Below are 26835 nucleotides of genomic sequence, written 5' to 3'. Positions count from 1 at the left end.
CGAACCTATCGATTGGATTTGAAAACCATGTCGCAGCCCTCTTCCATCTACGAGATCCACGACGACCGTTTCCGCCACCTTATCGTGGGAACCTCCGATCTGGAGGAGCTTTATTCCGATTGCCGCTGGGCCGAAGGACCGGTCTGGTTCGCCGATCTCGGCTGCCTGATCTTCAGCGACATCCCCAACCAGCGCATGTTGCGCTGGACTGAAGGCAGCGGCATTTCCACCTACCGTTCACCCTCCAACTTCGCCAATGGCAATACGCGCGACCGGCAGGGACGACTTGTCTCTTGCGAACATGGCGGCCGCCGCGTCACCCGCACCGAAATCGACGGCACGATCACCGTGCTGGCCGACAGCTATCAGGGCAAACGCCTGAATTCGCCGAACGATGTCGTGGTCAGATCCGATGGCAGCGTGTGGTTCACCGATCCCACCTACGGCATCAAATCCGATTACGAGGGTTATCGCGCCGAGCCGGAACAGGCGACGCGCAACGTCTACCGGCTCGATCCGGCAAGCGGCGAACTCGACGCCGTGATCACCGATTTCGGCCAGCCCAACGGACTTGCCTTTTCGCCCGACGAAAAGACGCTTTACGTCGCGGATTCATCCTCCAGCCACGACACCAGCGCCCCGCGCCACATCCGCGCGTTCGATGTGGCTGAAGACGGCCATGTCGGCAACAGCCGGGTGTTCTGCGAACTCGACAACGGTCTGCCGGATGGCTTTCGCCTCGATGTCCATGGCAACCTGTGGACCAGCGCCGGCGACGGCGTGCATTGTTTCGGGCCGGATGGAAAACTGCTCGGAAAAATCCTCATCCCCCAGACCGTCGCCAATCTCACTTTTGGCGGGCCACGCAAGAACCGGTTGTTCATCACGGCAACGCGGTCTCTTTATGCCGTCTATACGGCGACCAACGGCCATTCGCTCGGCTAACCCTCCTTCGTGGACGACGGCTAGCCAAGCGTCTTCGCCGCCTCATAGATATCCGATTGGAGCGATCAACTCGTCTTCTGCCTGCACTGTTTTAGCCTCGATGACGAGACCGGTTACAGGTCCAGATGAAGATCCCCGCCCTCGCCGGGAACCGAACAGCAGATCAACGCCTCGCCCTCCGCAACCGGATAGCTTGGTGGGGAAGGATAACTGACCCCGCCCTTCAAAATCCTTGTCCGGCAATCGCCACATTGGCCGGCCCGGCAACCGTAAGCGGGGTTAAGCCCGCGTTCTTCCGCAAGGTCCAGAAGCGGGCCATCGCCGGGCTTCCAGCGTGCTCCCTTTGCCGATTGGGTGAAGATCACGCGCGTGGACACCGAGGCCGGCGGCGCGGCAGTGATCGAGGCAGTGCCTGCCGAACTGTCACGCTTCAGGCCCGATGGCCCGAATGCCTCGGCATGAATTCGGTCGTCGCTGATGTTGTGCCTGCGCAGGCCGTCATAGATTTCCTGCATGAAGGGTGCGGGCCCACAGACATAAAAGTCGTAGTCGCCGAACGGCAGGTGTTTCTTCAGCAGGTCCATGTCTATGCGGCCCACGACATCATGGCTCGCTGTATCGCCGCTATCCGGCTGGCTGAGTACCCTGACATCGTGGATCGTTTCTTCGTTGCGCTCCACGAGTTCGCCGATCTCGCGATCGAACGCTCGTTCCTCCCGCCTGCGCGCTGACCTGAACAGCCATACCGGGCGGCGATGGCGGGTCCTGTCGCCCTCGTGAACGACATGGCGCAGCATGGATAGAAGCGGCGTGATGCCGATGCCGGCGCCGAGCAGCACCGCCGGCCGGCCGCGTTCCATCGCATCGATCGTGAACGCGCCGGCAGGCGCAAGTGCCTCGATCTCGTCGCCTTCCCGCAGGCCGTGCAGAAACGTGGAGGCCCTGCCCTCGCGCTTGATGCTCAGCCGAAAATAGCCGTCGGACGGCGCACTTGAGATCGTGTAACTGCGGCGGATGACATCATCGCCATCGATGATGCGGATCGGCAGATGCTGACCGGCCATATGCGGGACGAGTGCCTCGCCATCCGTGGCTACCAGATGCAATGAGCGAATGGTGGCACTTTCTTCCACGACCTTGCCGATGCGCAGCCGGCGCCATGTGCCGGCCTTTGCCGCGGCCTGAAGGCGAGCCTGCGCCTCGCCCCAGGTCCCGGTCATCAGGCTGCTCGGCGACATGCCGTTTTCAGCAAATGTCCAGCGCAGCGGCAGTGCATCCCGGCGCATCACGATCTTTTCGGGCATCACGCGCCACAGCCGTTCGGCCCCCTCGAAGGCGGCGATTTCGGGCGAATCCAGAATGACCTCGACGCTGCCCGCCAGTTGCAGCACATCACCCGTTTCGTGATCGACAAACAGCAGTCCTGCCTTCGGATTGACCAGAAAATTGCCGAGCGTGTTGAAGAACAGGTTGCCGTTGAAATCCGGCACCGTCAGGCCGCCATCCGCATCAATGCGCACGAAGCCCGGACGGCCTCCACGATGGGAAACATCCACCTGCCGCCCTTCCTCGTCTCGGTCCACATAGGACGCGACAAAAAACGAGTCGGCGGCTTCGATGATCCGCCGCGCCTGATCGTCGAACCGATCGGATACGGTCACGTTCGGCACATGCGGCAATGCCGGATCGCGCTTGAAGGCAAACTGCCGGTTCTGGATGTAACGCGGGCAGTTCCCAAAGCTTTGCTCGACAGCAACGGAAAAACCATCGCCTTCGCCACGGTTGATCGTGCCGTTCATGCGGTTTCGGCGACGAGTGATGAGGTCGATGCCGAGCAGGCCGATCGCATCGCCGTTTTTCATCCCCTCCTGCGCCGGATCCGACGGATCGCCGACCGCATTGACATCGAGCGTCAGTGGATCCGGGGATTGCAGGAAACCGGGCTCACCGCTGCGAATGGTCGCCCAGGGAACACCCTGCGCATCAACGGCGCCGATCACGATAAAGGGCAACAGCGGATAAAATTCCCGATGTTGGTCGAGCAGGAAGCGGCGCAGAAATTTTCGGCCGACGCCGTCCATCTGTTCCGCAACACCCGCATGGCGTTGCAATTTGAGCTCGCCTTCATGCCATGGCGAAGACGGCGTCAGGATGGCTTCGTGGTCCTGTAGCTTGTCGAGCATGCCTGCCTCCATTCGTTGGAAAAAAATGCGGCCGGTGGGTGGTCGGCCGCATGTCACTTACAGATCGCAGTTTCAGGCGACGAGACCGATTGCGGTCTTGGGGAACGGCACAAAACCCGGCAGCGCCTCGATCCGTGCCAGCCAGTGACGGACTTCCGGATGTGGCGCGAGGTCCACATTGCCTTCCGGCGCACTGACGATGTAGCTGTAGAGGGCAATGTCCGCGATGGTCGGGCGATTGCCGGTGATAAACGGCTCCTGCGTGAGCTCGGCATTGATCAGGCCAAGAATGTGGTGTGCACGGGAAATCACTTCGTCGGCACGGAAATCCGCACCGAACACGGTGATCAGCCGGGCAGCGGCCGGGCCATAGGCGATCTCGCCAGCGGCGACGGACAGCCATTTCTGGACCTTTGCAAGGCTCACCAGATCATCCGGCAGCCAATCCTTGCGGCCGAGCTTGGTCGCGACATAAACGAGGATGGCATTGGAATCACTGACGGCAACGCCGTCGTCTTCCAGCACCGGCACCTGGCCGAACGGATTGAGCTTCAGGAAATCGGGCTTCTTGTGCTCGCCGTTTGCCAGATCGACATCGACGATTTCGGCCTTCACGCCGAGCAGCGAGAGAAACAACAGAGCACGGTGGGCATGGCCGGAAAGCGGAAAATGGTAGAGTTTCATGAGTGGCTCCTTCAGGTGACGGAGCGCTGGCTCCGATGACTTGAGAAACCTAGCAACATCCAGATTCCTGATGTAGGCATTCATTTCAGAAGGTTTCCTCTCATTTTCCGGAAGGCTCATGGACCGTCTCGATGCAATGGCCGTGCTTCTGGCCGTGGTGGAAACCGGCAGCCTCAGCGCTGCCTCCCGCGCCCTGCACTCGCCGCTTCCCACTGTCAGCCGCAAGATGTCGGAACTAGAAGCCCATCTCGGCGTTCGCCTGATCACCCGGACAAGCCGCCGGATCATGCTGACCGAGGCCGGGGAGAGTTATGTTGCCGCCGCCCGTGAAATTCTTGGACGTGTCGAAGAGGCAGAACGCCGCGCCTCGGGGGAATATATCGCGCCGCGCGGGGACCTGATGATGACGGCACCGATCGTTTTCGGGCGCTTGCATGTCCTGCCGATCGTCACCGATTTTCTGAAGGCATTTGCCGATATCAATATTCGGCTCACGCTGAGCGACCGGACCGTCAGCCTTGCGGATGACCAGATCGACGTGGCACTGCGCATCGGTCGGCTTCCCGAAAGCAATCTGGTTGCGACACGTGTCGGCACCATGCGCACGATGGTTTATGCCCATCCAGATTATCTGAAACGCCATCCCCGGCCGCTTCATCCCCGCGACCTCTGCGATCATGACTGTATCGCTTTCGAGGGTGTGCTCTCGCACCGGTTCTGGACCTTTCGCGATGGCAAACAGGAAATATCGGCGGCCATCCGGGCGCGCCTCTCGGTCAACACGGCCGAGGCTGCAGTGGATGCAGCAGCGGCCGGCATCGGCGTGACCCGCGTCATGGCCTATCAGGCAAAACGGGCGGTCGATGCGGGCCTGCTTGAGCCACTCCTGGAAGATTTTGAGCTGGAGCCCTCGCCCGTGCACCTCGTTCATCTTTCTCAGGGATCGATGCCGCTGAAGCTCAGGGCATTTCTGGACTATGCGGCACCACGGCTGAGGAAAGCATTGGGGTAGGACACGCTCCCAAGTCTTTCAAACTTCTCGCAATTGACAAGACATGCCCCATCAGACACGTTGACGCCATGAATGAAACGGCTGATTGGTTGTCAGAAACCAGCCCGATCAGTCGAGTGAATGCGGCTGAGGCGGTCTTCGAGGATTTGCGCCGGGCGATTACGGCCGGGCGGATCGAAGTCGGCACACGCCTGCCGTCGGAAGCACATCTCGCCAAAAAATACGGCGTCAGCCGCCCGGTGATCCGCGAGGCCCTGCGCTCGTTGCAGACACTCGGCATGACGCAGACGCGCACCGGCAGCGGCACGTTTGTCACCACGGCTTCGCCTTCCAGCGATCTACGCTATAGCGGTTATTCCGCCCGCGATCTCATCGAGGCCCGCCCCTTCATCGAAGTGCCCGCCGCAGGCTGGGCGGCCGTGCGTCGCAGCCCCGAACAGGCGCGCGACCTTCTGAAACTTTGCGATGCCATGGATCGCGAAGAGGACCCGCACCGCTGGGTGCAGCTCGATTCGGAATTTCACATGGCGCTGGCAAGATCCTCCGGCAACACGCTGTTTGCAAAGATCGTCACCGATGCGCGCGATGCCCTGATGCAGCAGTCGGAACTGGTCAACCTGATGGCTAGCCGTCGTCTCGCGTCCAACCGCGAACATCGACAGATCGCCGTGGCCGTGGATGCCGGCTCGCAAGAGGATGCCTCGCGAGCCATGGAACTTCACCTGGGTGAAGTAAAACAGGCCGTCACCGAGATCATCGGCAAGGCCCAGCCGGGCCGCTGAGCTATTTGCCAGCCTGCTCGACATTCGGCGGCTGCACATTGGCGAGCACTTCCGGACGCAGGGCCTTATCCAGCTGTTCGGCCGTCAGGTGGCCGCGCTCCAGCACGACCTCAACGATTGTCCGGCCGGTTTCCAGCGCCTCGCGCGCAACCTGGGTCGCGGCATAATAACCGATCAGCGGGTTGAGCGCGGTGGCGAGCCCGAGCGATTGCTCCAGACGCAAAGCCATGATGCCCGGATTGGCGGTGATGCCATCGACGCAGCGTTCCGCCAGAATGCGGCAGGCCGCTTCCAGATGAGCAATACTGTCGGAGAGCGAGCGCACGATCACCGGCTCGAAGGCGTTGAGCTGCAACTGCCCGGCTTCGGCCGCCATGGTGATGGTGATGTCGTTGCCGATCACCGAAAACGCCACCTGATTGACCACTTCCGGAATGACCGGATTGACCTTGCCCGGCATGATGCTGGACCCTGCCTGCATGGCCGGCAGGTTGATTTCGCCGATGCCGGCGCGGGGACCGGAAGACAGCAGGCGCAGGTCGTTGCAGGTTTTTGACAGTTTTACCGCAACGCGCTTCAGCACGCCGGACAGATGCACGAAGGCACCCGGATCCTGCGTCGCCTCGATCAGGTCCGCCGCTGTCTTCAGCGGCCGACCGGTCAGCCGCGCCAGATGCGAGCAGGCAAGTGCCGCATAACCGGCAGGCGCATTGAGGCCGGTGCCGATCGCGGTCGCGCCGAGATTGATCTCGTGCAGCAGGCTTGCCGATTCCAGCAGCCGCGCGCGGTCCTCGCCAAGCATGACGGCAAACACGCGAAACTCCTGGCCCAATGTCATCGGCACGGCATCCTGCAGCTGGGTGCGGCCCACTTTCAGGATGGCATCGAATTCCTTTGCCTTGCGCTCAAAAGCGTCCTGCAGAAACTCCATCGCAGCCGCCAGCCCGTCGATCGCCTCGATCGTGCCGACATTGATCGCGGTCGGATAGGCATCGTTGGTCGATTGGCTGAGATTGACGTGGTCGTTGGGGTGCAAATGCGCGTAATCACCCTTGGCATGGCCAAGCAGTTCCAGCGCGCGATTGGCGATCACCTCATTGGCATTCATGTTGGTGGACGTGCCGGCCCCACCCTGAATGACGTCGACGACGAACTGGTCGTGCAGCGCCCCTGCCCTGATCTCCCGGCACGCGGCGACGATCGCATCGCGACGTTCGCTGTCCAGATGACCCAGCTCGTGATTGGCCTCTGCTGCTGCCTCTTTCACATAGGAGAGCCCGCGAATGACATGCGGATACCGGCTGACCGTGATGCCGGTCACCGGAAAGTTGTCGACGGCGCGGGCCGTGTGGACACCCCAATAGGCGTCTGCGGGAATGTCCTTGGGACCAAGAAGGTCCTTTTCAATGCGTGTTGCCATCGCTGGCATCCTCCACCAAGATTAAATCTGTCATGCTGTAAGACAGATTTAATCCAATACTCCTCTCGATTGGAAATCGTCAAATGGTTTTCATCGAACTTGACGAAACCCTAATCATGGCCGTATGAAGGCAAAATCTGTATGACAGCATTACAGGCGTACCGACGACATAAACGCATGAACGAAAACGTCCGGCCCAAAGTGCAACAAGGACGTGGAAGCTCTAGGGAGGAGCGTTTCAGTGGATAAATCGATACAGGCCAAGGCGGAGAAGGGCATCGAGTTCGCCGAAGAACTCGGCTATCAGAAAGCCCTCAAACCCCGCCAGATCCAGATGATCGCCATCGGAGGCGCAATCGGCACCGGCCTCTTTCTCGGCGCCGGTGGACGCCTGGCCGCAGCCGGCCCCGCGCTCATCTTCGTTTACGCGCTTTGCGGCTTCTTCGCCTTTCTCGTCCTGCGCGCGCTCGGCGAACTGATCATGCACCGCCCGACTTCGGGCTCGTTCGTCTCCTACGCCCGCGAATTCTACGGCGAGAAAATGGCCTTCGCCGTCGGCTGGATGTACTGGCTGAACTGGGCGATGACCGCCGTTGCCGATGTCACCGCCGTCGCCCTCTACATGAACTTCTTCAAGCAGTACGTGCCATTCCTTGTCGGCATCGATCAATGGGTGTTCGCGCTTGTGGCGCTGCTGGTCGTGCTGGCCATGAACATGCTGTCGGTCAAAGTGTTTGGCGAACTGGAATTCTGGTTCAGCCTTATCAAGGTTCTGGCACTCGTCACTTTCCTGATCGTCGGCGTCTATTTCGTGATTTTCGGCACGCCGATCGAAGGTCACGTTACCGGTTTCAGCGTCATCACCGATAATGGCGGTTTCCTGCCCAATGGCATATTGCCTGCCTTCGTCATCATTCAGGGCGTGATATTCGCCTATGCCTCGATCGAGCTGATCGGCACCACGGCCGGCGAAACAGAAGATCCGCGCAAGATCATGCCAACCGCCATCCGCACCGTGGTCGTGCGCCTGCTGGTGTTTTATGTCGGATCGGTCGTGCTCTTGTCGCTGCTCCTGCCCTACAGCGCCTACAAGGCCGGCGAGAGCCCGTTCGTCACCTTCTTCGGCGCCATCGGCATCGAAGGTGCCGATATCATCATGAACCTCGTTGTCCTGACCGCCGTCCTCTCCTCGCTGAATGCCGGCCTTTATTCCACCGGCCGTATCCTGCACTCGATGGCCGTTTCGGGGTCGGCACCTGCCGTACTGGCAAAAATGAACAAGGCCGGCGTGCCTTATGGCGGCATCGCCGTCACCGCCGGCGTCACCGCGATCGGCATCGTGCTCAACGCCATCGTCCCGGCAATGGCCTTCGAGATTGCCCTCAACCTCGCCGCACTCGGCATCATCAGCGCCTGGGCGGTCATCGTGCTCTGCCAGCTGAAACTCTGGCACCTCGCCAAGCAGGGCAGGATGCAGCGGCCGGATTTCGCCATGTTCGGCGCCCCCTATACCGGGATCATCACGCTCGTCTTCCTCGCCAGCGTTCTGGTTCTGATGGCACTGGATTATCCGGTCGGCAGCTGGACGATGGGTTCACTGATTATCATTGTTCCCACACTGATCATTGGCTGGTATCTGGCGCGTGACCGTATTGCTGCCGTCGCAGCCGAAAATGCGGCGAAACAGACAGCAGCAACGGATCGGACCCAATCGTGAATGCCGAAATGAAAAAGCCTCTGGTGGCGGTCATCGCCACCGGTGGCACGATTGCAAGCGAACGTGGAGCCGATGGTTCCAGCAAGCCGAGCCTCGGCGGGGATAGCCTCCTCGATCTTGTAAGCGACCGCGACATCGACCTTCGCGCGGTCGACCTGATGGCAAAGGATTCGTCCAGCCTGACGCTTTCGGACATGCAGGCGATCAGCTCGGCGGTCGAGGACCTGCTGCATGATCCGGCCATCGATGGCGTGGTCATTCTCCACGGCACCGATGCCATGGAAGAAACGGCCCTGCTCGTGCAATTGCAGAACAGGCTGACAAAGCCGGTGATCTTGACCGGCGCGCAGTTCACGGCCGATCATCCGCAGGCGGATGGACCGGGCAACCTGGCCGCCGCCGTTGCAGCCGCCGCCGAGAGCAGCAATGCGCAGCGTGGCGTGCTGGTCTGTTTCGGCGGACAGACCTATCCGGCCTGGGGTCTTTACAAACACTCGGCCGATACCGTGACCGCCTTCAGGCAGTCCATGCCGCTGGAAAACGTTTCTCTCAATCTGCCCGGCAATGTTGGCGATCTGCGTGTCGATATCATCGCCATCTATCCGGGCTGCGACGGCGCGCTGGTGGATGCCAGCCTTATAGCAGGCGCCAAGGGCGTCGTGCTGGCAGCGCTCGGCTCCGGCAATGCCACGCCCGCCGTGGTGGATGCCGTGCGACGCGCGACAACATCGGGCATCCCGGTCGTGGTGTCGAGCCGCGTGCCGCAGGGTCTGCTCGTCGCCAGTTACGGCGGCGGCGGCGGCGGACATGACCTCGCTTTGGCCGGCGCCGTTCATTCGGACAACCTGCGCCCCGGCCAGGCCCGCATATTGCTGGCCAGCCTCATCGCTGCAGGCGAAAGCACCGAGAGCATCAAAGCCGCGTTCAGCGCCGGCTGAACACTCCCATCCGTCTCCCGGCCTTGCGCCGGGATCCGGCAGCGCCGCGTCTACGGCGCGTCAGGTTCACGGCCGGGCCCTGTTGGCCCGACCGCACCCCGCCTTACGACATGCCGCTGCTCGTTTCCGGCCATGCCTCGTCCGGAACATCGAATATGTCGCCGTTCGGCACGCCGTCTATCTCGTATTTGGTCAGATAGTCGCCCAGCAGATCGCCAAAATTGTTCTGCTTGGTCTGCTGTTTGCCCTCCGCAATCAATGCCGGCAGGAACATCGCGATGGCACCGACACCGGCCGCCGCCATGCCCAGAACGCCGGCAATACCCGCAACCGGAGCCATGACCGCTCTCAGCGCTGCCGAGCCAAAGGCACCGACCCCGCCCTCGACGGCGGAAGCCAGACCGGCAAGCGCACCGAGTGAGCCGGCGGTGATGTTGATGCCGCCGGTCACATCGTCGCCACGACGGATCGCCTGAACACCATCGAAAATGCCATAAGCACCGGCAACGATACCGGCCAGACCGCCGACGCCCTTGGCGACGTTCTCGACCTTGCCGACACCCGCCATGTACTCTTTCAGCTGCGCGTCGGTCATTTTGCCGATCTTCTTACCGAGCGCGCTGTCCGGGTGCTTGTCCGCGACGGTTTTCAGGTAGTCCTTGTAGGCTTTGGTGCCACCTTCCGTGAGCAATGTGACGGTCTGGACGGAGCCGGTGGCGATATCCACCTTGGCCTTTTCCGTCAGGTTGCCACCGCTGCCTGCACCCTTGGCAATGGTGACGCCGGCCATGAAGATACCGCTGACACCGTGAAGCACGCCCTTGTCGGCGAGGTTTTTAACATCAGGGTTCAGCCAGTCGGATTTCATTTCCGCCAGAGATTTCGTTCCCTGACGCAGCACATCCCAGCTGCCCCTGATGCCTGCCAGGATCTGATCTGCCGTGGCCACGGTGCCATTCGGGTTGGTCACCAGTTCCGGATTGGTCTTGATGACCTCCTCGATCATCGACTTGACCTTCGCCTCGTCGAGCTCGTCACCTCCATTGACACCGAAGGCGGTTTTCAGATCATCGAAAGTGCCGTCCTTGAAGGCGTTTTCCTGCGCAATCCTGGTGAAGTTGTCGTTGATCTTCTCGTCGAACTTGGCCGTGAATTCCGGATCGAGAGCACCGTTATAGAGTGCAATTTCGGCAGTATAGGCGGCGATGGCTTCCTCGAACGTGTTGTCCTTCATCAGCTCGTCGAGACGGTCGCCTGACGCCAGTGACTTCTCGTAGAAATCCTTGAATTCCTGCGCATGTTCGGAGGATGCGACCGCCTTCTGGATTTCGGCGGGATCCTTGATGCCGAGCATTTCCTGGTATGATCCGGCAGAGGCATAAAATTCGGCAAGCGCGGCCGCCTGATCGGTCTTGCCGTCCTTGGTATTCTTGTCCCACAGCTTGTCGAGCGCGGCACCCGACTTGACGTCCTCGTAGTTCTTCTCGAGCGCGTCTTTTAGGCCAGGATTATCCTCCAGCAGCGTCGTCATCTGTTTGGAGACGTTTTCATTGAGGAACTTGACGACTTCGGGATCGCTTTCGAGAATGCTGATCTTGTCGTCGAGATCCTTGAGGATCTCGTTCGGATCGGGATGGGTGCGGGCGCGGTTGGAAACGGCAACCTTGCCGTAATCGTCGCTCCACATGCCCGCCTCGGCGCCACTGATGACCAGCTGCCGGGCCGCGAGCAATTCCTGCAGCGCAGCAGCCTTGTCCTCGGTAGAGTGATTGCCCGGGTTCTCGAAAATATCCTTGTTCAGCTTGCTGGTATCGACATCACCCACCGTGTTGCCGTTGGCAACGCCGGAGAGGAAAGTAACCGCGGCATTGGCATCCTTCGGCGCCTGCGTCTTGATCCAGTTGCTGATGTCACCCGTGCTGACCTTACCGTCGGGTGCGAACTTCAACGGGTCGGCGGCGGTTTCCAACTGGTCGAAGGCGCCCGGCTTGGACCAGAAATTCAGCGCTTCCTTGAAGTCGTCGCTGATCTGCGGGTTCTCATCCATGTAGCGCTTCAGGTCATCGGCCGTCAGCTTGTCATCCTGCCCCATCTTGCCCTTGATGGCATCGTAGTTCTCGCCAAGGATGGCGGCATATTTGGCAAAGGTCTTGGATGCTTCATCGGCATCCGGGTTGGCCTTGAGGAAATCCTTGTAGCTGCCGATATCGTCGGTCTTCTTGGTCTCCGGCAAGTTTTCAAAACCGTATTTACCAAAATCCTGAAGACGGCCGGCTTCCGTGCCGTTCCTCGCCTCGCCGCTTTTGGTGAAGCCGTCGATGCTTGTGTTAGAAACATCACCGCCGGACTGGGCCTCGCCCTTTTCGTTATACATGGTCACGCGGTCGAGCACCTGTGCGGCACGATAGGCCGCATTGGCATCCGTTTCGAAATCACCGACCCGCTCTTTCAGCATGTCCTTGACGCCACTCTGGTTGCCAAGGTTTTTCAGAAGCGGATTGTCCTCGATAATGTCCTGGGCAGAGCGCTTATCGTCCTCGGGAAGCTCCCACTTGATCCCGGCCTTCTCGGCCGCCTCACGCGCTTCCTTGTTGTCGCCGACGTCGGAGGGGCGCTCCATCTTGCCCTTAAGGGCGTCAAACCCGTCCTTGCCGAAATCCTGAAGGCGACCGGCCTCCGTATTCGGTTTCGCTTCGCCGCTTTTGGTGAACCCGTCGACCTTGCCGTTGTTGACATCATTGCCGGCGACCCGGTCACCGCCTGCGGTGTAATTCTCGATGTGTTCGAGAACCTGAACGGCACGGTAGGCGGCATCGGCATCCTTTTCGAAATCGCCGACCCGCTCCTTGAGCATGTCCCTGACATCGCTCTGGTTGCCCAGGTTTTTCAGAAGATCGCTCTTGCCGATTATATCCTCTGCGGAGCGATCATCGCCTTCCGGACGTTCCCATTCGATGCCGAGGGCTTCGGCTTTCTCGCGTTCCTTCGGATCTTCGACCGCGGTCGTCACATCGTTGAGCTTGCCTTCGAGATTGGAGAAACCGTATTTGCCGAAATCCTGCAGGCGGCCGGCTTCCGTATCAGGTCGCGCCTGACCACTGTTGGTAAAACCATCAACCCTGCCATTGTCGATATCATTGCTGGCAAGACGATCGCCCTTTGCGTTGAACTGTTCGATATGTTCGAGAACCTGGACGGCGCGATAGGCCGCATCGGCGTTATCGGCAAAACTCTCGCCTTCCTTCAGGCCCACACGCTGGCCCAGAGCGTCCTTGGCACCCGCCTGGTTGCCCAGATTTTTCAGCAGTGGACTGTCATCGATGATCTGCTGCGCGGAACGATTATCGTCCGAAGGACGATCCCAACGGATGCCTGCATCCTTTGCCTGCTGCTGTGCCTCCTCCCAGGCTTTCGTATTGCCGGGATCAACCGATGACGAGTCAACCGGGCTGCTGGCGGATTTGGTCACCTTCGACATGGGATGCATCTCCTCTATAGCATGACTTATCGCTTAAATATCGTTTATGATTGCGTTAACCTTACAAGTCCGCGCATGAAGCGGATGTGACATGACGTGATTTTTCTCTGGAAGCTGATCACAACAGGCAGCGCGGCGGAGCGAAAACCCGGGCGCAGCAAGCGTCGTCCGCTGCATCACGGTGCCAATCGGAGATGAGACTGGCCGCCCATCACGGACGACCACATTTCAAGGCGATTTCAAACGATGGATCGCCTGTGCCGCGCCAAGACTAAACAATTGCCAGACAAGCACAAAAGGTAAATATCCCCATGGCGTTGCTATGGATGTCATGGTTTCCTGCCCTAAATCCATGGCGTCCAAGACAGGTCGACGGGTCCCCATGCAAGACAAGAACAGCACTGCCGCCATCCAGCGTCCTCCAGCCGAAATAGCCTATCGCGATGAACTGGAGGCGTTGAGAAAAGCCGACAGGGGACCGCGCCCGCCCGGCTGGGGCCTTTCGCTCAAAAGCATCAAATCCTTCATCCTCGGCGGCAATGGTGCATCGGCGAAGCTGGTCGCCTCGCCTTCGCTGGTGGAGCGCGCGATGGTGACACTCGCCACCTCCCGCGCGCTGCTCCTGATCGGCGAACCGGGCACGGCAAAAAGCTTTCTCTCCGAATTGCTGGCAGCCGCCATCAGCGGTGATTCCAAATTGACCATCCAGGGTGGCGCCTCGCTGACGGAAGACCAGATCAAGTATGGCTGGAACTATGCGCTGCTGGTGAGCGAAGGGCCGACGCCGCGCGCCCTTGTGCCAGCACCGCTTCATCAGGGCATGTCGGCCGGCAAGATCGTGCGTTTCGAGGAGATCACCCGCTGCCCACTGGAAGTGCAGGACAGCCTGCTCTCCATCCTGTCGGATCGCGTCATGGCGGTGCCGGAACTTTCCGGCGAGCACGGCATGGTCTTCGCGCAGGAAGGTTTCAACATCATCGCCACCGCCAATACCCGTGACCGTGGCGTCAACGACATGTCGGCGGCACTCAAACGTCGTTTCAATTTCGAGACCGTCTTTCCGATCCGCAATGCCGATGAGGAACTGGATCTCGTGAAACGCGAGGCGACAAAACTGCTGGCCCGTTCCGGCGTGCCCGTCGTGCCGAGCGACGAGGTTCTGGAAGTGCTGGTCACGTGTTTCCGTGAATTGCGCGAAGGGCTTTCCAGCGAAGGCAGCATGGAAAAACTGAGTTCGGTGATGAGCACGGCCGAGGCCGTGAGTGTTGCCCATGCGGTCGGCGTGCGCGGTCATTATCTGCGCGGCGATGGCGGACGGCCGGAGGATATCGTCGAATGCCTTGCCGGCACCGCGGCAAAGGACAATGCCGAGGACCTGAAAAAACTGGCGCGTTATCTGGAACAGAAGGCGTCGAAGCGACCGGGAGCAGCATGGAAGGCCCTCTATGAGGCTCGGCATCTTCTCACGCCGTGAGGCGGAAAAACCGCATGACAGGACCGACCGGCTGACGGTGATCGGCGTACGCCATCACTCGCCGGCCTGTGCCCGGCTGGTGGCGGAAACCATCACCAGACTGCGCCCGGCCTATGTGCTGATCGAGGGGCCGGCGGACTTCAATCCGCATATCGACGACCTGCGCCTGCCGCATCAACTGCCGGTGGCGATCTTCAGTTTCCATGCCACGCCGGAGCGGACATTCGCCTCCTATTCGCCATTCTGCAGCTACTCGCCGGAATGGGAGGCTTTGCAGACCGCATGGAAGACCGGTGCAACGCCGCTTTTCTGCGACCTGCCGGCATGGCACCCGGATTTCGGCGATCGCGCCAACCGTTATGCCGACCCGCATTCGGCACGCGCGACCGCCGCCGACGCGGCGCTCGGCAAGGCCATGGGCGAGGATGGGCTTGATGCCGTCTGGGACGCTTTGGCCGAACAGGCACCGGCACCGCAGCTTGCGGAAAGGCTTCACCGCTATTTCGATCTGCTGCGGCCCGAGGGCATTGAAGATCCGAAAGAACATGCGCGTGAAAATTTCATGGCAGCGCATGCCGCCTGGGCTCTCGACAAGGCGAAAAACGGCAAGGTCGTTCTGGTCTGCGGCGGCTGGCATGCCGAGGCAATCCGCCGGCTGACGCGTGAGATGAGCGGTGACAAACCCGACATGCCGATGCCGGCAGAAGGGGAACGCGCCGGAAGTTATGTCCTGCCCTACGAATACCAGCGACTGGACCGTTTTACCGGTTATGCATCCGGCATGCCCTCACCGGCCTATTACGAACATGTGCGCGAACGCGGGCTGGATGCCGCCGCCGACTGGGCGGGCAATGCCATTGCTGCCGCCATGCGCGCAAGCGGTCAGGTCGTTTCCACCGCCGACCGCATCGCCTGGCAGACCCATGCCTTGGCTCTTTCCCGCACGCGCGGCCATGCCGCCATCCTGCGCGCCGACCTTCTGGATTCGGCGCTCGCGACAGTGGTGAAGGACGGGCTGGAGGCACCCGCGGCCTGGACGCAGGCAGGCGCCGTTCGTGCGGGAACCCATCCGGCCCTCGTTGCCATGCTGAAAGCCATGACCGGCGATCGCCGCGGCCGCATCGCCGCCGGCACACGCCGGCCACCCCTGCTCGATGATGTCGATGCCCGGCTGGAGCAACTCGACCTGATCCCGCAATCGAGCGCCCGAAAGCTGGAACTGGACTGGAACGTATCCGACGATCGCAGCCGGGCACAGGCGCTGCATGCATTGCGGCTTTTGAAAATGCCGGGGCTGGAACAGCTCGAAGGACCGTCCGGCGCCGAAACGAAAGCACCACGCGATGTTTTTCGCCTCGTGCGCCACCGCGATGCGGAAGGCATGCTGATCGAAGCCTCGCGCTGGGGCGGCACATTGCCGATGGCCGCCGCCAGCCTGCTGGCCGACCGGGTGAGCCACGCGGGAGACAGACTTCCGGTTCTTTCCTCCTGCCTGTCCGACGCGCTTTTCGCCGGCCTGCTGGCGCTGGAAACCGACCTAACGGCAAAGATTTCCTCGGGTCTCGGGCAGTCACGCGATATCGGCCAGATCGGCGGTGCCGGTCTCGACATCACAAGGCTTTACCGGTTTGGCAGCATTTTTGGCCGCCAGGCCCATCTCGGCCTCGGCCAATTGTGCGAGCATGTGTTTTCCCGAGTCCTGTGGCTAGTCGATGCCATCAGAAGCGAGGAGGAAGGCCGCCATGTCATTCATGCGCTGATCGCCTGCCGCGATATGATCCGCGATTGCCCGGATCTCGACATAGACCGTGATGCACTGCTCTCAGTGCTTGGCCGCTGCCTCGCCAATCGTGAAACGGCGCCGACGCTTGCCGGGGCCGCACTCGGCCTGCTGGTTGCCTGTGGTCGGAGCGACGCCGCCTCTATCGCCTCCCACATGCGCCATTTCAGCCGGCCGAGCCAGCTCGGCGATTTTCTATCGGGCCTCTTTGCCCTCTCGCGTGAAGAAATTGCCGACGATCTGCCGGTCATCGATGCGGTAGCGCAGATGATCGAGGGCTGGAGCGACGAGGAATTTCTGCTGGCACTGCCGGCGCTGCGGCAGGCCTTTGCATTTTTCCCGCCGCGCGAGCGCGAAAAACTGGCGCAGGCTGTGTTGCGCAACCACGGCCGCGGCGACGCGCAGGCGCAAGTTGAAGCCTTGCAATGGATGCGCCAGCGCAGCGACGTCGGCAGCCAGGCGGCCGCCATGGCGCTGGAGGCGGCGGCCGCACGACGATTGAAACAGGCCGGATTGTTTTGACAAAGGGATAGGGACGGGAAGATGGAACGGTACGAACTTGTTGAAGGAAAATCCTCGAAATTCTGGGAGGTTTCCATCGAGGGAACGACGCTGACGGTCAATTACGGCCGCATCGGCACGCAGGGACAGAGCAAGGAAAAGGAATTCGACACAGCCGATGCGGCGCTGAAGGAAAAGAACAAGCTGGTGAAAGAAAAGACCGGCAAGGGATATAGCCTGATCGGTTCGGGACTTGCTGCTCCGGCAAAGAAACAGGCGGAGCCGGCCAAGCCGAAAGAAACGGTGGAAGAGGCACAGACTTCCGCCCCCGCTGCCAGCGCCAGCGCTGAGGTCCCGACTGCGGAAGTATCTGAGCCTGTTGCACCGGTTTTTCCCGCAGAGCAACTCGCCAAGCCCGCCGTGAAATCAGTGCCATCCGTGGCGGCTGCGCAGGCACCGGCTTCTGGCCCCTCGCCCGTCCTAAAATCGTTGATCGGCCTTGCCCTGCCCACCCGCAGCCGATCGCAGGGTTCGCTCGACCCGGCCCGCGCCTGGGACAATTTTGCCGACAATATCAAGCTCCTGACGGCATCTCCCAAAGCCGAAGCCAAGGACGCAGCCCAGTGGATCAATGAAAGACTGGGCGAAAACGGCCCCAAACCAGTTGGTGGTGGCGCCGTACGCTGGCTCAAATCGAAGATCGGCGGACAGGCCGAGATGAAACTCGAGGCGGCCGACGTCATCAACTGGCTGCAACATATCGGCACCGTCTCGCACGGGAAGGTGATCGAGGGCCCAAAAATCCGCAACGGCAAGCAGCCCGCAAGCCTGTTGTGCCTGATCGATTTTCAGGAATGGCTGCTGACTGTTGCCGGGGCCTCGTGGGTGCTGCAAATCCTGAGGCCATTGATCGGCGCCAATACAAACGATCGCCGTGCCTATGGCAATTCGTGCTGGAGTTCGCCGCTGGAGCTTGCACTGAGGTTCGCGCTGACAAAGCTTTCCGACGAGGAATATGAGGCCGCAATCACCACGCTGACGGAAGACCTTGATGATCAGGTGCCATGGGAAGTGCGTGCATCGCGCGCCTTCGTGCTGGGTGACGACCGCTCCATCGAACATGATCTCAAGCCGCTTGCCGTGCTGCGCGGCGCCGAGGCTGCGGGCGTGGAAGTCGGCGCGCAGCTGGCCTTTCTGCCGCTCATTGCCGAACTGGCGCCATCGGACGGTACACGCTGGCGCACGAAACGCAGCTATTTCTTCTATTTCAGCTATGTGGACATCTCGATTGAGGATGTTCTGGCGACCGTGATCGACACGGCAGCGCATCACAATCAGTCCCCCGCCCCGGCCCTCGATTGGTTCCTGCATTACGCCTATGACGATCGGAAAACCGTGATCGCCAAGACGATCCTGGCAACGGGTGATGACGGCGCGATGGCGGTGCTTGCTCCCATTCTGCACGACAAATGGATCCGCGCCGCGCTCGATGAATTCAGCGAGGCCGATCCCGCCACGAGCTTTCGCCTTTTCGTCATCGCACTTGCCTCCGGCCGAACCGAACCCGTCATTCGTGCCCGGGTGATGGATTTTCTGAAAGCACATCCTGAGGAAACCCAGCGCCAATGGCTTGCCGGCAACGACCGTGCGCTGGCCTATCTCGACCGTTTGCACGAAGTGCAAAACGTGCCGCTGGCCGTTGCGGATAATGTTCCGGCCGTTCTTCTCGATCCGCCATGGCGCAAGAAGAAAAAGAAGGTCGAGGACATCGTCCTTGCGCTGAAGCCCGCGCCGACGCCGTTCGTTTACGTGTCCGAACCCATCGCATCCGAGAGGGGCTATTGGCGCAATCATGGTGCCGTGATCGCGGAGACGACCGACGACCTGGTCAAAGCCATCGCCGAGATCGAGGCAAATCCGCTACCGGACTGGTACAAGGTGCCGCCCGTTTCAAAGCCGCTGCCGCAGATCGGCGACGATCATGCGGATGTGCTCGGTTTTGCCTATGAGCGCATCATGCAGATCTACCGTGCCCGTTCCTGGGGGCTTCGGTCCAGCGGTTGGGGCAAGCTGCTCGACGGAATCGACAAACAGCCGGATTCGCTGGCGCTGATGTTGTGGAGTTGCCCGGGCGCAGCCACCGGTTATTATGCCGACGACGTTTATACCCGCATGATGGACCGTTTTGGCGAACGCGGCCTGCCGGGCCTGCTGCGGCAGATCGAAAACGACCCGATCGTGATGATCGACCTTGCGAAGAATATCGATGCGGGAGAAATCGCGCCGCATGCGGCGCGTGCACTCATCAAGCTGAAGAAGGCGCGTGTGGCGGCCATGCAGTGGATGCGGCGGCATCGCGAGACGGCCATCATCCGGCTGATCCCCGATGCCACCGGCCCGAAGGGTGCTGTGCGCGACGCCGCCGAATTTGCGTTGCGCTGGATTGCCACCGACCGCGAAGACGGGCGTGTCGCTATCGAAGCGATCGCGCAAACCTATGCCGCACAGGATGCCAAGGCGCCGGAAGCCGTCGTGGAAGTGCTGGAGCGCGATCCTCTCCAGCGTTTCCCCGCCCGCATCGCCAAGGTGCCGGACTGGTTCAAGCCGTCGTCCTTCACGCGTCCGGTCCTGAAGGACGGCGGCGCACTTTCGGACGAGGCCATGGTGGCGATCGCCGAAATGTTGTCCTTCTCCACACCGGAAGCCATTTATGCCGGCATCGATGTCCTGAAGGAAAAGACCACGGCGGACAGCCTTGCCGCCTTCGCCTGGGACGTATTTGCCGCATGGCTGGCGGATGGCGCGCCCTCCAAGGAGGGCTGGGCCCTGCGTGGCATCGGCTGGCTGGGCGATGACGAATGCGCCCGCAAGCTCACCCGTCTGGTGCGCAAATGGCCGGGCGAAGCCGCCCATGCACGTGCCGTTACCGGCCTCGATGTGCTGGCCGATATCGGCACCGATGTCGCGCTGATGAACCTCAACGGCATTGCCGAAAAACTGAAGTTCAAGGGCTTGCAGGAAAAGGCCCGCGAAAAGATTGCCCAGCTTGCCGAAGCGCGCGATCTCACACCGGAAGAACTGGCAGACCGTCTGGCGCCCGATCTCGATCTCGACGATCGCGGCGGCATGGATCTCGTGTTCGGCGAAAGGCAGTTCCGTGTCGGTTTCGATGAATTCCTCAAACCCTGGGTGAAGGACGAAACCGGCAAACGCCTGAAGGATCTGCCCAAGCCGAACAAATCCGACGATCAGGAACTTGCCGGAGACGCGGTCAAGCGCTGGTCGGCCCTGAAGAAGGACGCACGCGCGGCCTCCAGCATCCAGATCACCCGCCTGGAAAACATGCTGTCCATGTCGCGCCGCACGACGCCGGACGTGTTTTGGATGTTCTTTGCCAGCCATCCGCTGATCCGCCACCTGACGCAGCGGCTGGTCTGGGGTGTGTATGCAGACCGCGATCCGCGCACGGCACCGACCACCATCTTTCGCGTGTCCGACGATCTGTCCGTCACCGATGCGCAGGACGACACGCTCGACCTCGATTTCTCCGTCGAGGCAACAGGCGTGATCGGGCTTGTGCATCCGCTGCACCTGCCGGCCGGCGGGCTGGATGCCTGGGGCGCGCTTTTCGGCGATTATGAAATCTCCCAGCCATTCCCGCAGCTTGGCCGTGAAATCCATGAACTGACCGAGGCGGAAAAGCAGGTCAGCGAAATCACCCGTTTCGAAGGCCTGAAGGTGGAAAGCCCGCGCCTACGCGGCATGGGTTCGCGCGGCTGGGCGCTTGGGGCACCACAGGATGGCGGTTGCATCTGGTGGCTGGAGCGTCCGGTTCGCCTGCTGAACGGCAAAACCATGGATGCCATGTTCTATTTCGAGGACGGCATCTTTACCGGCGGCGGAGACTGGGAAGACAAACTGCAGACACTCGGCAAGCTTTCCCTGGAACCGCCCTATGGCCGCAACAAGGGCAATGCGCCGACATTCGGCCAGCTTGATCCGGTCACGGCCAGCGAAACCTTGCGCGGTCTGGCACTTCTGGCCGAAACGGCGGTGAAATGAGCGATCCCGGCATCCTCGATCCCCTGACGCGCTGGCGTCTCGTCCTCGGCGAGGCGTCCGACGGCGCCTGCCGCGCGGCGGGTGGGAACATGTCTGCCGACGCCATTGCGATGGATGCGGCGCTGGACTGGCTTTACGGCCGCGACGAGGATGGCGGCGACCGCAATATCAGCCGTCAGGGCGGGCGTGGCGCATCTGCCCTGACCACGCCGGACTGGATCAACGATATCCACCGGCTGTTTCCCAAGGAAACCATCGAACGGCTGGAACGGGATGCGATCGAAAATTACGCGATCGAAGACATCATCACCAATGCCGATGTGCTGGCGCGCGCCGAGCCGAACGAAACATTGCTGAAAGCCGTGTTGCGGACAAAACACCTGATGTCGCCGGACATTCTCGTGATGGCGCGAAAACTGGTGCAGGAAGTGGTACGTCAGCTCATGGAAAAGCTGTCGCGCGACATGGCGCTGGCCTTTTCCGGCGTGGTCGACCGGCGTCGTCACAGCCGTTTCAAGATCGCCAGCGATCTCGATTTTCGCCGTGTCGTGAAGGACAATCTGAAACATTACGACCCGGAAAAACGCCAGTTGACGGTGGAGCGACTGCACTTCTTCGCGCGCAACCAGCGCCATATGAAACAGTGGCAGATCATTTTGCTGGTCGACCAGAGCGGCTCGATGCTGGATTCGGTCATCCACTCCGCCGTGACGGCCGCCTGCCTGTGGGCATTGCCGGGCGTGAAAACGCATCTTGTCGCCTTCGATACCGAAATCGTCGACCTGACCAGCGATGTCGATGACCCTTGCGAGCTGCTGATGAAAGTGCAGCTTGGCGGCGGCACGGATATCCAGCGCGCCGTCGGTTATGCCGCCGAACTGATCACCCAGCCGGAAAATGCGATCGTGGTGATGATCTCGGATTTTTATGAGGGCTCGAGCGAGGCCATGCTGATCAACCGTGTTGCGGAACTGACGGCGCAGCGCACATTGGTGCTGGGTCTGGCGGCTCTCGATTCCGCCGCCGAACCGGCTTACTCGCGTGAAACGGCGCGCAAGCTGGTGGCAGCCGGCGCCGAAGTGGGCGCGATGACGCCGGGCGAGCTGGCCGGCTGGCTGGCCGCCAAGATCGGACGATGACATGGTTCGCAATGATCTCATCGCCCTCACCGACGACGGCCTGACCCAGCTTTCCAATACCGGTATCGTCAAGCGCTCGCAACGCGACCTTGCCGCCGGCACAGGACCGGTTCTGGATGTGGCCGGGGACGGCACGATAGAGGCACGTTTCAGCGATGGGACATTGACCCGACTGGCGGCGGGCAAGGAAATCGCCGATGCCAGTTGCACCTGCCCCTCGTCCGGGGTCTGCCGCCACCGCATCATGCTCGCCATGGCCTATCGTGACGGCCAAACTGCCGACGCTGCCACATCGGCACCCGAGCCGGCGGGCTGGAACCCTGCGACACTCGATCTCGATGGTTTCGAAAGCGCATTGGGGCCGTCAGCCAAGTCGGAACTGACACGACTGATGACGGCGCGCCATACCGTGCGGCTGGATTACGGACAGGTGCCGGCGGCGCGTCTGCCGATGGCAAGCGTGCGTTTTCTGGTGCCGAACGATCTGGGTTATGCGCGCTGCGACTGCGTGCAGGGGCGCGGATGTGTGCATGTGGCACTGGCAATACGGGCTTTTCGCGCGGCCGACGGTGCCGGCGAAGCCGGGATTGGTGGCGAGACCGGACCGAAGACCACCGTCGACACGACGTCCCTGGCGATGGCTTGCGAAGAGGTCGTGGCAAAGCTGCTCGATGTCGGTGTTCTGGCCGGCATGGCGGCGCATGTGCAGCAGCTGGAACACTGCCGCCGACAGGCGGAGCTTCTGGGGGCATCACAGGTATTGCTGGTCATCGACGCCCTGAGAGAACAGGTCGAGGCTTACGAAGCGAGAAGCGCGCGGCATGACGAGCGCGCCGGTTTGAGGCTGGCGACGGAACTTTTGGCGCGCGTTCGGGCCAGCGATACCGCCATGGCGCTGGGCTTGGGCGAGCCCTTCGAAACGGCGATGGCGAAAACCCGGCTGGTTTCGCTCGGTGCCCGACTGCGGCAGGAAGGCGACGACATCAGTGCCTCCGTCCTGCTGGCCGACAGCGATACCGGCGCGACCATGCTGATGGAAAAGCTGTTTTCTCCCAACCCAAACGAGGCGGATTTTCATTCTTCCGTCCTGCGACGACAGTTCGGCGCGGGCCTGCCGGTTCAGGGTGTCGGCCGCGGCCAGATCCTGACCAGTGTTGCTCGCCGCCGCGCCGACGGGTTGCTGGCGCTGGGCAGCGGCACCGGCGGCAAGACGCAGGTCATGCCGCGCGACGGCAATTTTTCGTGGTCAGCCCCGCTGATGGCCAGCCGCACCGAAAACGTGATCCGGGATTTCGCCGAACGCCCGCTGTCGCTGATCAGGCCGCGCAAACGTGTCGATGATGTCCATATGTTCGAGGTCGAGGCCGTGCTCGGCCAATCCTGGTCGGCCGGAACGCAATATTGGCAGGCTGCCGTCCAGCTGGCGAATGACGGCGGAACGCTGCATCTGGAACGCGAATTCGATTCCGGCGCACCGGCAGCGCCCGGCATCCTGTCCGCCGCATTCGACGGCCGCTGGGGCGAAGTCCGCCAGATCGCCGGGACGGTGCGGCTTGAGGATGGTGTGCTGGTCTGCGAACCGTGGTCGATTTCCGCCGACCGTTTCATCGTGCCGGATCTCGATGCGCTCGATGATCAGGCAGCCCTCACCCCTCCACAAGCCATGGCCGGCCAGTCCGGCCTGCTCGATGATGTGGAGCGCCTGCTCAGCGGTGCGATCCATGCCGGCGGCCGGGCACGCGGCAGCAGACAGGCCATTGGAAAACCGCTTGCGGCAAAACTGGCAGCGGCCGGCTTTGGCACGCTTTCTGTGCGGTTGGGACAATGGCTGGACGCATCCCCGGATGCCGAAGCGGCCAGTTTCCGTGATGTTGCGATCTGGCTTTTGACGCTGAAAGAAACCCGAGAAGGCCAGCCGACGTGAAACAGCCCCCGCCTCAGCACGTGACCGCGGGCAAAATACCCTATCGCGTTGAAAGCATTTCCTTTTGCTCGTAAAGCCATATGTGTGCCCCGAAGAAATGAGCGAGACGGTTTGGCAGGCTTTCCCTGCTCTTTCCTTTTCGCTCACAAGGCACTCAAAGGGGCATCCATCCATGCCGGTTCCAGACATGTCCAATTCCGCCATCAGGACAACAGCCATACGGCCGTTCTTGATGATGATCATCGCAACGCTGTCCCTGCTGGCCGCGTTTTTCGTCGCCAACCCGGTGCGCGCGCAAGACGCCGGAACTCTGAGCGAAGCGCCCTCGCCCACATCGCCCCCGAAGATCGCGACCAGCCGCGCCGGTTTCGACGTCAAGATGCTTGAGCCCGTCAATGGCGTCGATTATCAGGCGTACGGCCATATCACCTATGCGATGTTCATGGATCCGGATGGCGACCATGAAGCGATCTACAAGAAATTCGGGACCGACAAGGCGAGCTTTGACGCCGCGACCGAAGCTTTCGGCGAGCGCATGAAGACGGACACGACATTCGCGATGATCGAGATGTTCGGTGCCTATTTCGCGGAAACGGCGCAGGGAACCTATGCAGCACTTGGCCGGGATGTCGCACAATCCGTGCTGAACCAGAGCCCGCTGAAGGAAGCGGAGCCGATGCCGGAAGAAAAATTTCGGGAGATCCAGGGTTATTATGGCCGAAAGGCATCCGTGGCTGGAACGGCCCTCTCCCAGCAGGATGAAGTGCTGAAACCATACCACATCACCTTCAACGATTTTAACATCATGGGCGCGTGGTTCGGGCGTCGGCTGGCGCTGCAGTCCGCCGCCTATTCCTCGCCGGATGATGAGCCGCGCGCACGCCCCGCCCAGGCACCGCCGACGGAAAAACCGGAATGGGGCGGCCTGTGGCGCTTCACCTGGAAGACGCTGCAGCGCACCGAGACGGAAATGAAAGTGGTCGAAAGCTCCCACGACATCTGCGTTCGCGACGACATGACGGCAGAGACACTACCGCTGATGCCAAAACCGTCCGGGGTCAAATGTGTGCTGATGGACAAGATCCATTTCTACGAGAGCGGTGTTTCGATGAATGTCCAATGCGATCATGGCGGCATCGGCGCCCTTTGGGGCATGTACCTGCAACCTGACGATGACGGCGAGAATTTTTCCGGCCAGATTTCCTATAACGAAAGTTATGAAGGCGACCTGGAGATGCCGCAGCCGTCGACTGATGTCACCGTCAAGCGTTTGGGAGAGTGCCAGTGATCAAGCTCGATTTCATCAAAGCCGCTCTCATGACCGCCACCGTGCTGATGGCCGAAAACCCGGCCGCGGCACAGGAAGCCGGCTTCCCCGAAGGTCTGTGGCAGGTGCGGATATTCACGCCCGTGCCGACGCCTGAACTGAAAAACGACGAGCAGGTGTTTCAGGTCTGCTACGACAAGGCAGCTGTCAAAAGCCGCATGGACCCGGTTCTTCCAGCAGCGCAGGCGGGCAAATGCAAGCGCGCATTCACGGATATGGGCGACCTTGCCTTTGATGCCATGTGCAATGACGGCGACCATCGCCTGCGCATATCCGAGGCGGCGGATGGCCTGTGGCGCGGCACCTACAGGTTCGTCGGCAAAGAGGGCGGCGTCATGCTGGAGCCGGCCGTCGAACTGAAGCGCATCGGGAAAACCTGCGGCTGAAGCTGCATGAAGGCAGAGGCGGAGATTGGGCGGCATGGACATTCTGGAACACAAGATTCTCGCCTGCCTGAATGCTGCCGACCCCGACGAGGGCTACGAGCGTCCTGCGCCGATCGTCGGACTGGCGGCGGCGGTTCCAAAACGGCTGCTCAATCGAGCTTGATGCTCAGGTCCGTTCGCATCTGGTCCAGCAAGACGGCAATCTTTTCCTTCAGTTCCGGTGTTCCGAGGCTTGCCGGATAGGAAATCGCCACGCCAAAAATCTCCAGCGTTTCGGGATCGCGAATGGCCACACCTTGCGAGGACACCCCCTCGACGATCTCGTTCGAGGCATAGGATCGACCGGTGGCGCGCACCTTGCCGATCCTCTCCTTCAGCTCCGCATGATCCTTTGGTGAATTTTCCGACACGTAAGGCAGTGGTTCGGGCACGCGGCTCTTCCACACGTGATCTTCCAGCATGGCCAGCATGGCGCGGCCGTTTGATGTCGCATAGGCGGGGGACTTGTAACCCGGGGTCGAGGCAATCGCCAGCGGGTTCGAACCGCGCACGACACGCAGCACCATCAGGTCGAAACCGTCGAAAACGGTGATATAGCCGGTATGTCCGCCGATATCGCAGATCTGTTTCACCCGCGTATAGATCATGTCGAGAAAATGGTGGCGCGAGCGAAAGATCTGGCCGAGTTCGAACAGGCGCATGCCTGGCGCATAAAGGCGTGTGGAGTGATCGTATTCCAGTAGACCCGACGCGACGAGAGTCTTCAAAGCGCGATGCACGGTGGCCTTAGGACGGTCCAGTCGGCGCGCCAGATCGGCCTGGCCGATCGCCGGGTCCTCCAATGAAAAACAGCCGAAAATTGCAACGGCATCATCAAGAACGCCCATCAAACTACTCCACGTCGTAGATTTATATCATTTTGTTTCATTATTGAAATTCGGTGTCAATGTTGAAACAGACACTGGACTCTCTAAAATTCGCCGCCTAGTCTTTGCTCAAAGACAAGAGAAGCTGAATTTTGAGGCAAACGCCCTTCGCGGCGATAATTGCCCAAAAGCACAGCTCGGGAACATCGGGCACGGA

At 61.1% G+C, this 26835-nt stretch carries 18 protein-coding genes; 13 read left to right on the top strand and 5 right to left on the bottom strand.

Translation table 11 applies throughout. The annotated features are described in order from the left end of the window. Positions 1–27: 27 nt before the first annotated feature. Positions 28–945 carry an SMP-30/gluconolactonase/LRE family protein gene (locus J2T09_RS05565; RefSeq protein WP_306832017.1) on the top strand — a complete coding sequence of 306 codons (918 nt, stop codon included), beginning with the start codon at positions 28–30 and terminating at the stop codon, positions 943–945. A 113-nt stretch (positions 946–1058) separates the two neighbouring features. Here the strand turns inward: J2T09_RS05565 and J2T09_RS05560 are convergent, their stop codons facing one another. Beyond that, positions 1059–3128: a 2Fe-2S iron-sulfur cluster-binding protein gene (locus J2T09_RS05560; RefSeq protein ID WP_306832015.1), complete on the bottom strand. Its 2070-nt coding sequence runs from the start codon at positions 3126–3128 to the stop codon at positions 1059–1061. A gap of 72 nt (positions 3129–3200) precedes the next feature. Beyond that, on the bottom strand, positions 3201–3812 hold the full coding sequence (locus tag J2T09_RS05555; protein ID WP_306832013.1) for a glutathione S-transferase family protein: 612 nt from the start codon (positions 3810–3812) through the stop codon (positions 3201–3203). Positions 3813–3930: 118 nt separating this feature from the next. Here J2T09_RS05555 and J2T09_RS05550 point away from each other — a divergent pair, with 118 nt between their 5' ends. Both J2T09_RS05550 and J2T09_RS05545 read left to right on the top strand, forming a co-directional pair. Next, positions 3931–4824 (top strand): LysR family transcriptional regulator, encoded by an 894-nt coding sequence (locus J2T09_RS05550; RefSeq protein WP_306832011.1) that lies wholly within the window; start codon positions 3931–3933, stop codon positions 4822–4824. 68 nt (positions 4825–4892) lie between these two features. Further along, positions 4893–5606 (top strand): FadR/GntR family transcriptional regulator, encoded by a 714-nt coding sequence (locus J2T09_RS05545; RefSeq protein ID WP_306832010.1) that lies wholly within the window; start codon positions 4893–4895, stop codon positions 5604–5606. A gap of 1 nt (position 5607) precedes the next feature. Here J2T09_RS05545 and J2T09_RS05540 read toward each other — a convergent pair whose 3' ends face one another. Next, positions 5608–7026 (bottom strand): aspartate ammonia-lyase, encoded by a 1419-nt coding sequence (locus J2T09_RS05540; RefSeq protein ID WP_306832008.1) that lies wholly within the window; start codon positions 7024–7026, stop codon positions 5608–5610. A 241-nt stretch (positions 7027–7267) separates the two neighbouring features. Between J2T09_RS05540 and J2T09_RS05535 the strand changes: the two genes are divergently transcribed. Together J2T09_RS05535 and J2T09_RS05530 are read left to right on the top strand one after the other, a co-directional pair. Then, entirely contained in the window at positions 7268–8743 is a 1476-nt protein-coding gene (locus J2T09_RS05535; RefSeq protein ID WP_306832006.1) for an amino acid permease, read from the top strand. Next, the gene (locus J2T09_RS05530) at positions 8740–9681 is read left to right on the top strand and encodes an asparaginase (protein ID WP_373458378.1); all 942 of its coding nucleotides are present in this window, start codon (positions 8740–8742) and stop codon (positions 9679–9681) included. Before J2T09_RS05535 ends, J2T09_RS05530 begins: the two co-directional genes overlap by 4 nt. A 103-nt stretch (positions 9682–9784) precedes the next feature. Here J2T09_RS05530 and J2T09_RS05525 read toward each other — a convergent pair whose 3' ends face one another. Continuing rightward, positions 9785–13159, bottom strand: coding sequence for a type III effector HrpK domain-containing protein (locus J2T09_RS05525; protein ID WP_306832001.1), 3375 nt, complete (start codon positions 13157–13159; stop codon positions 9785–9787). Between the two features lie 382 nt (positions 13160–13541). Here J2T09_RS05525 and J2T09_RS05520 point away from each other — a divergent pair, with 382 nt between their 5' ends. The 8 genes from J2T09_RS05520 (at position 13542) to J2T09_RS05485 (ending at position 25915) form a co-directional block, all read left to right on the top strand. Continuing rightward, positions 13542–14633 carry an ATP-binding protein gene (locus J2T09_RS05520; RefSeq protein WP_306831999.1) on the top strand — a complete coding sequence of 364 codons (1092 nt, stop codon included), beginning with the start codon at positions 13542–13544 and terminating at the stop codon, positions 14631–14633. After that, positions 14605–16935 carry a DUF5682 family protein gene (locus J2T09_RS05515; protein WP_306831998.1) on the top strand — a complete coding sequence of 777 codons (2331 nt, stop codon included), beginning with the start codon at positions 14605–14607 and terminating at the stop codon, positions 16933–16935. The genes J2T09_RS05520 and J2T09_RS05515 overlap by 29 nt, the downstream gene beginning before the upstream one ends. A 21-nt stretch (positions 16936–16956) precedes the next feature. Further along, the gene (locus J2T09_RS05510; protein WP_306831996.1) at positions 16957–20976 is read left to right on the top strand and encodes a WGR and DUF4132 domain-containing protein; all 4020 of its coding nucleotides are present in this window, start codon (positions 16957–16959) and stop codon (positions 20974–20976) included. After that, positions 20973–22115, top strand: a complete 1143-nt coding sequence (locus tag J2T09_RS05505) for a VWA domain-containing protein (RefSeq protein WP_306831994.1) — start codon at positions 20973–20975, stop codon at positions 22113–22115. Before J2T09_RS05510 ends, J2T09_RS05505 begins: the two co-directional genes overlap by 4 nt. 1 nt (position 22116) lies before the next feature. Then, a complete protein-coding gene (locus tag J2T09_RS05500; RefSeq protein ID WP_306831992.1) occupies positions 22117–24039 on the top strand; it encodes an SWIM zinc finger family protein in 1923 nt (640 codons plus the stop codon). Positions 24040–24211: 172 nt separating this feature from the next. After that, on the top strand, positions 24212–25327 hold the full coding sequence (locus J2T09_RS05495) for a hypothetical protein (RefSeq protein WP_306831990.1): 1116 nt from the start codon (positions 24212–24214) through the stop codon (positions 25325–25327). Further along, positions 25324–25752 (top strand): hypothetical protein, encoded by a 429-nt coding sequence (locus J2T09_RS05490; RefSeq protein ID WP_306831988.1) that lies wholly within the window; start codon positions 25324–25326, stop codon positions 25750–25752. The genes J2T09_RS05495 and J2T09_RS05490 overlap by 4 nt, the downstream gene beginning before the upstream one ends. A gap of 34 nt (positions 25753–25786) precedes the next feature. Further along, the gene (locus J2T09_RS05485) at positions 25787–25915 is read left to right on the top strand and encodes a hypothetical protein (protein ID WP_306831986.1); all 129 of its coding nucleotides are present in this window, start codon (positions 25787–25789) and stop codon (positions 25913–25915) included. Here the strand turns inward: J2T09_RS05485 and J2T09_RS05480 are convergent. After that, on the bottom strand, positions 25902–26639 hold the full coding sequence (locus J2T09_RS05480; protein ID WP_306831984.1) for an IclR family transcriptional regulator: 738 nt from the start codon (positions 26637–26639) through the stop codon (positions 25902–25904). The genes J2T09_RS05485 and J2T09_RS05480 overlap by 14 nt on opposite strands. Positions 26640–26835: the final 196 nt, after the last annotated feature.

Source organism: Neorhizobium huautlense, assembly GCF_030811685.1.
In the GTDB taxonomy this organism is placed as follows: domain Bacteria; phylum Pseudomonadota; class Alphaproteobacteria; order Rhizobiales; family Rhizobiaceae; genus Neorhizobium; species Neorhizobium huautlense_A.
This window is presented reverse-complemented; position numbering and strand designations above follow the sequence as displayed.

What these genes read in the sequence shown, in the direction of transcription:
- J2T09_RS05565 (WP_306832017.1), top strand. Translation starts at nt 28, where the DNA reads ATGTCGCAGCCCTCTTCCATCTACGAGATCCACGACGACCGTTTCCGC.
- J2T09_RS05560 (WP_306832015.1), bottom strand. Translation starts at nt 3,128, where the DNA reads ATGCTCGACAAGCTACAGGACCACGAAGCCATCCTGACGCCGTCTTCG.
- J2T09_RS05555 (WP_306832013.1), bottom strand. Translation starts at nt 3,812, where the DNA reads ATGAAACTCTACCATTTTCCGCTTTCCGGCCATGCCCACCGTGCTCTG.
- J2T09_RS05550 (WP_306832011.1), top strand. Translation starts at nt 3,931, where the DNA reads ATGGACCGTCTCGATGCAATGGCCGTGCTTCTGGCCGTGGTGGAAACC.
- J2T09_RS05545 (WP_306832010.1), top strand. Translation starts at nt 4,893, where the DNA reads ATGAATGAAACGGCTGATTGGTTGTCAGAAACCAGCCCGATCAGTCGA.
- J2T09_RS05540 (WP_306832008.1), bottom strand. Translation starts at nt 7,026, where the DNA reads ATGGCAACACGCATTGAAAAGGACCTTCTTGGTCCCAAGGACATTCCC.
- J2T09_RS05525 (WP_306832001.1), bottom strand. Translation starts at nt 13,159, where the DNA reads ATGTCGAAGGTGACCAAATCCGCCAGCAGCCCGGTTGACTCGTCATCG.
- J2T09_RS05520 (WP_306831999.1), top strand. Translation starts at nt 13,542, where the DNA reads ATGCAAGACAAGAACAGCACTGCCGCCATCCAGCGTCCTCCAGCCGAA.
- J2T09_RS05515 (WP_306831998.1), top strand. Translation starts at nt 14,605, where the DNA reads ATGAGGCTCGGCATCTTCTCACGCCGTGAGGCGGAAAAACCGCATGAC.
- J2T09_RS05510 (WP_306831996.1), top strand. Translation starts at nt 16,957, where the DNA reads ATGGAACGGTACGAACTTGTTGAAGGAAAATCCTCGAAATTCTGGGAG.
- J2T09_RS05505 (WP_306831994.1), top strand. Translation starts at nt 20,973, where the DNA reads ATGAGCGATCCCGGCATCCTCGATCCCCTGACGCGCTGGCGTCTCGTC.
- J2T09_RS05500 (WP_306831992.1), top strand. Translation starts at nt 22,117, where the DNA reads ATGGTTCGCAATGATCTCATCGCCCTCACCGACGACGGCCTGACCCAG.
- J2T09_RS05495 (WP_306831990.1), top strand. Translation starts at nt 24,212, where the DNA reads ATGCCGGTTCCAGACATGTCCAATTCCGCCATCAGGACAACAGCCATA.
- J2T09_RS05485 (WP_306831986.1), top strand. Translation starts at nt 25,787, where the DNA reads ATGGACATTCTGGAACACAAGATTCTCGCCTGCCTGAATGCTGCCGAC.
- J2T09_RS05480 (WP_306831984.1), bottom strand. Translation starts at nt 26,639, where the DNA reads ATGGGCGTTCTTGATGATGCCGTTGCAATTTTCGGCTGTTTTTCATTG.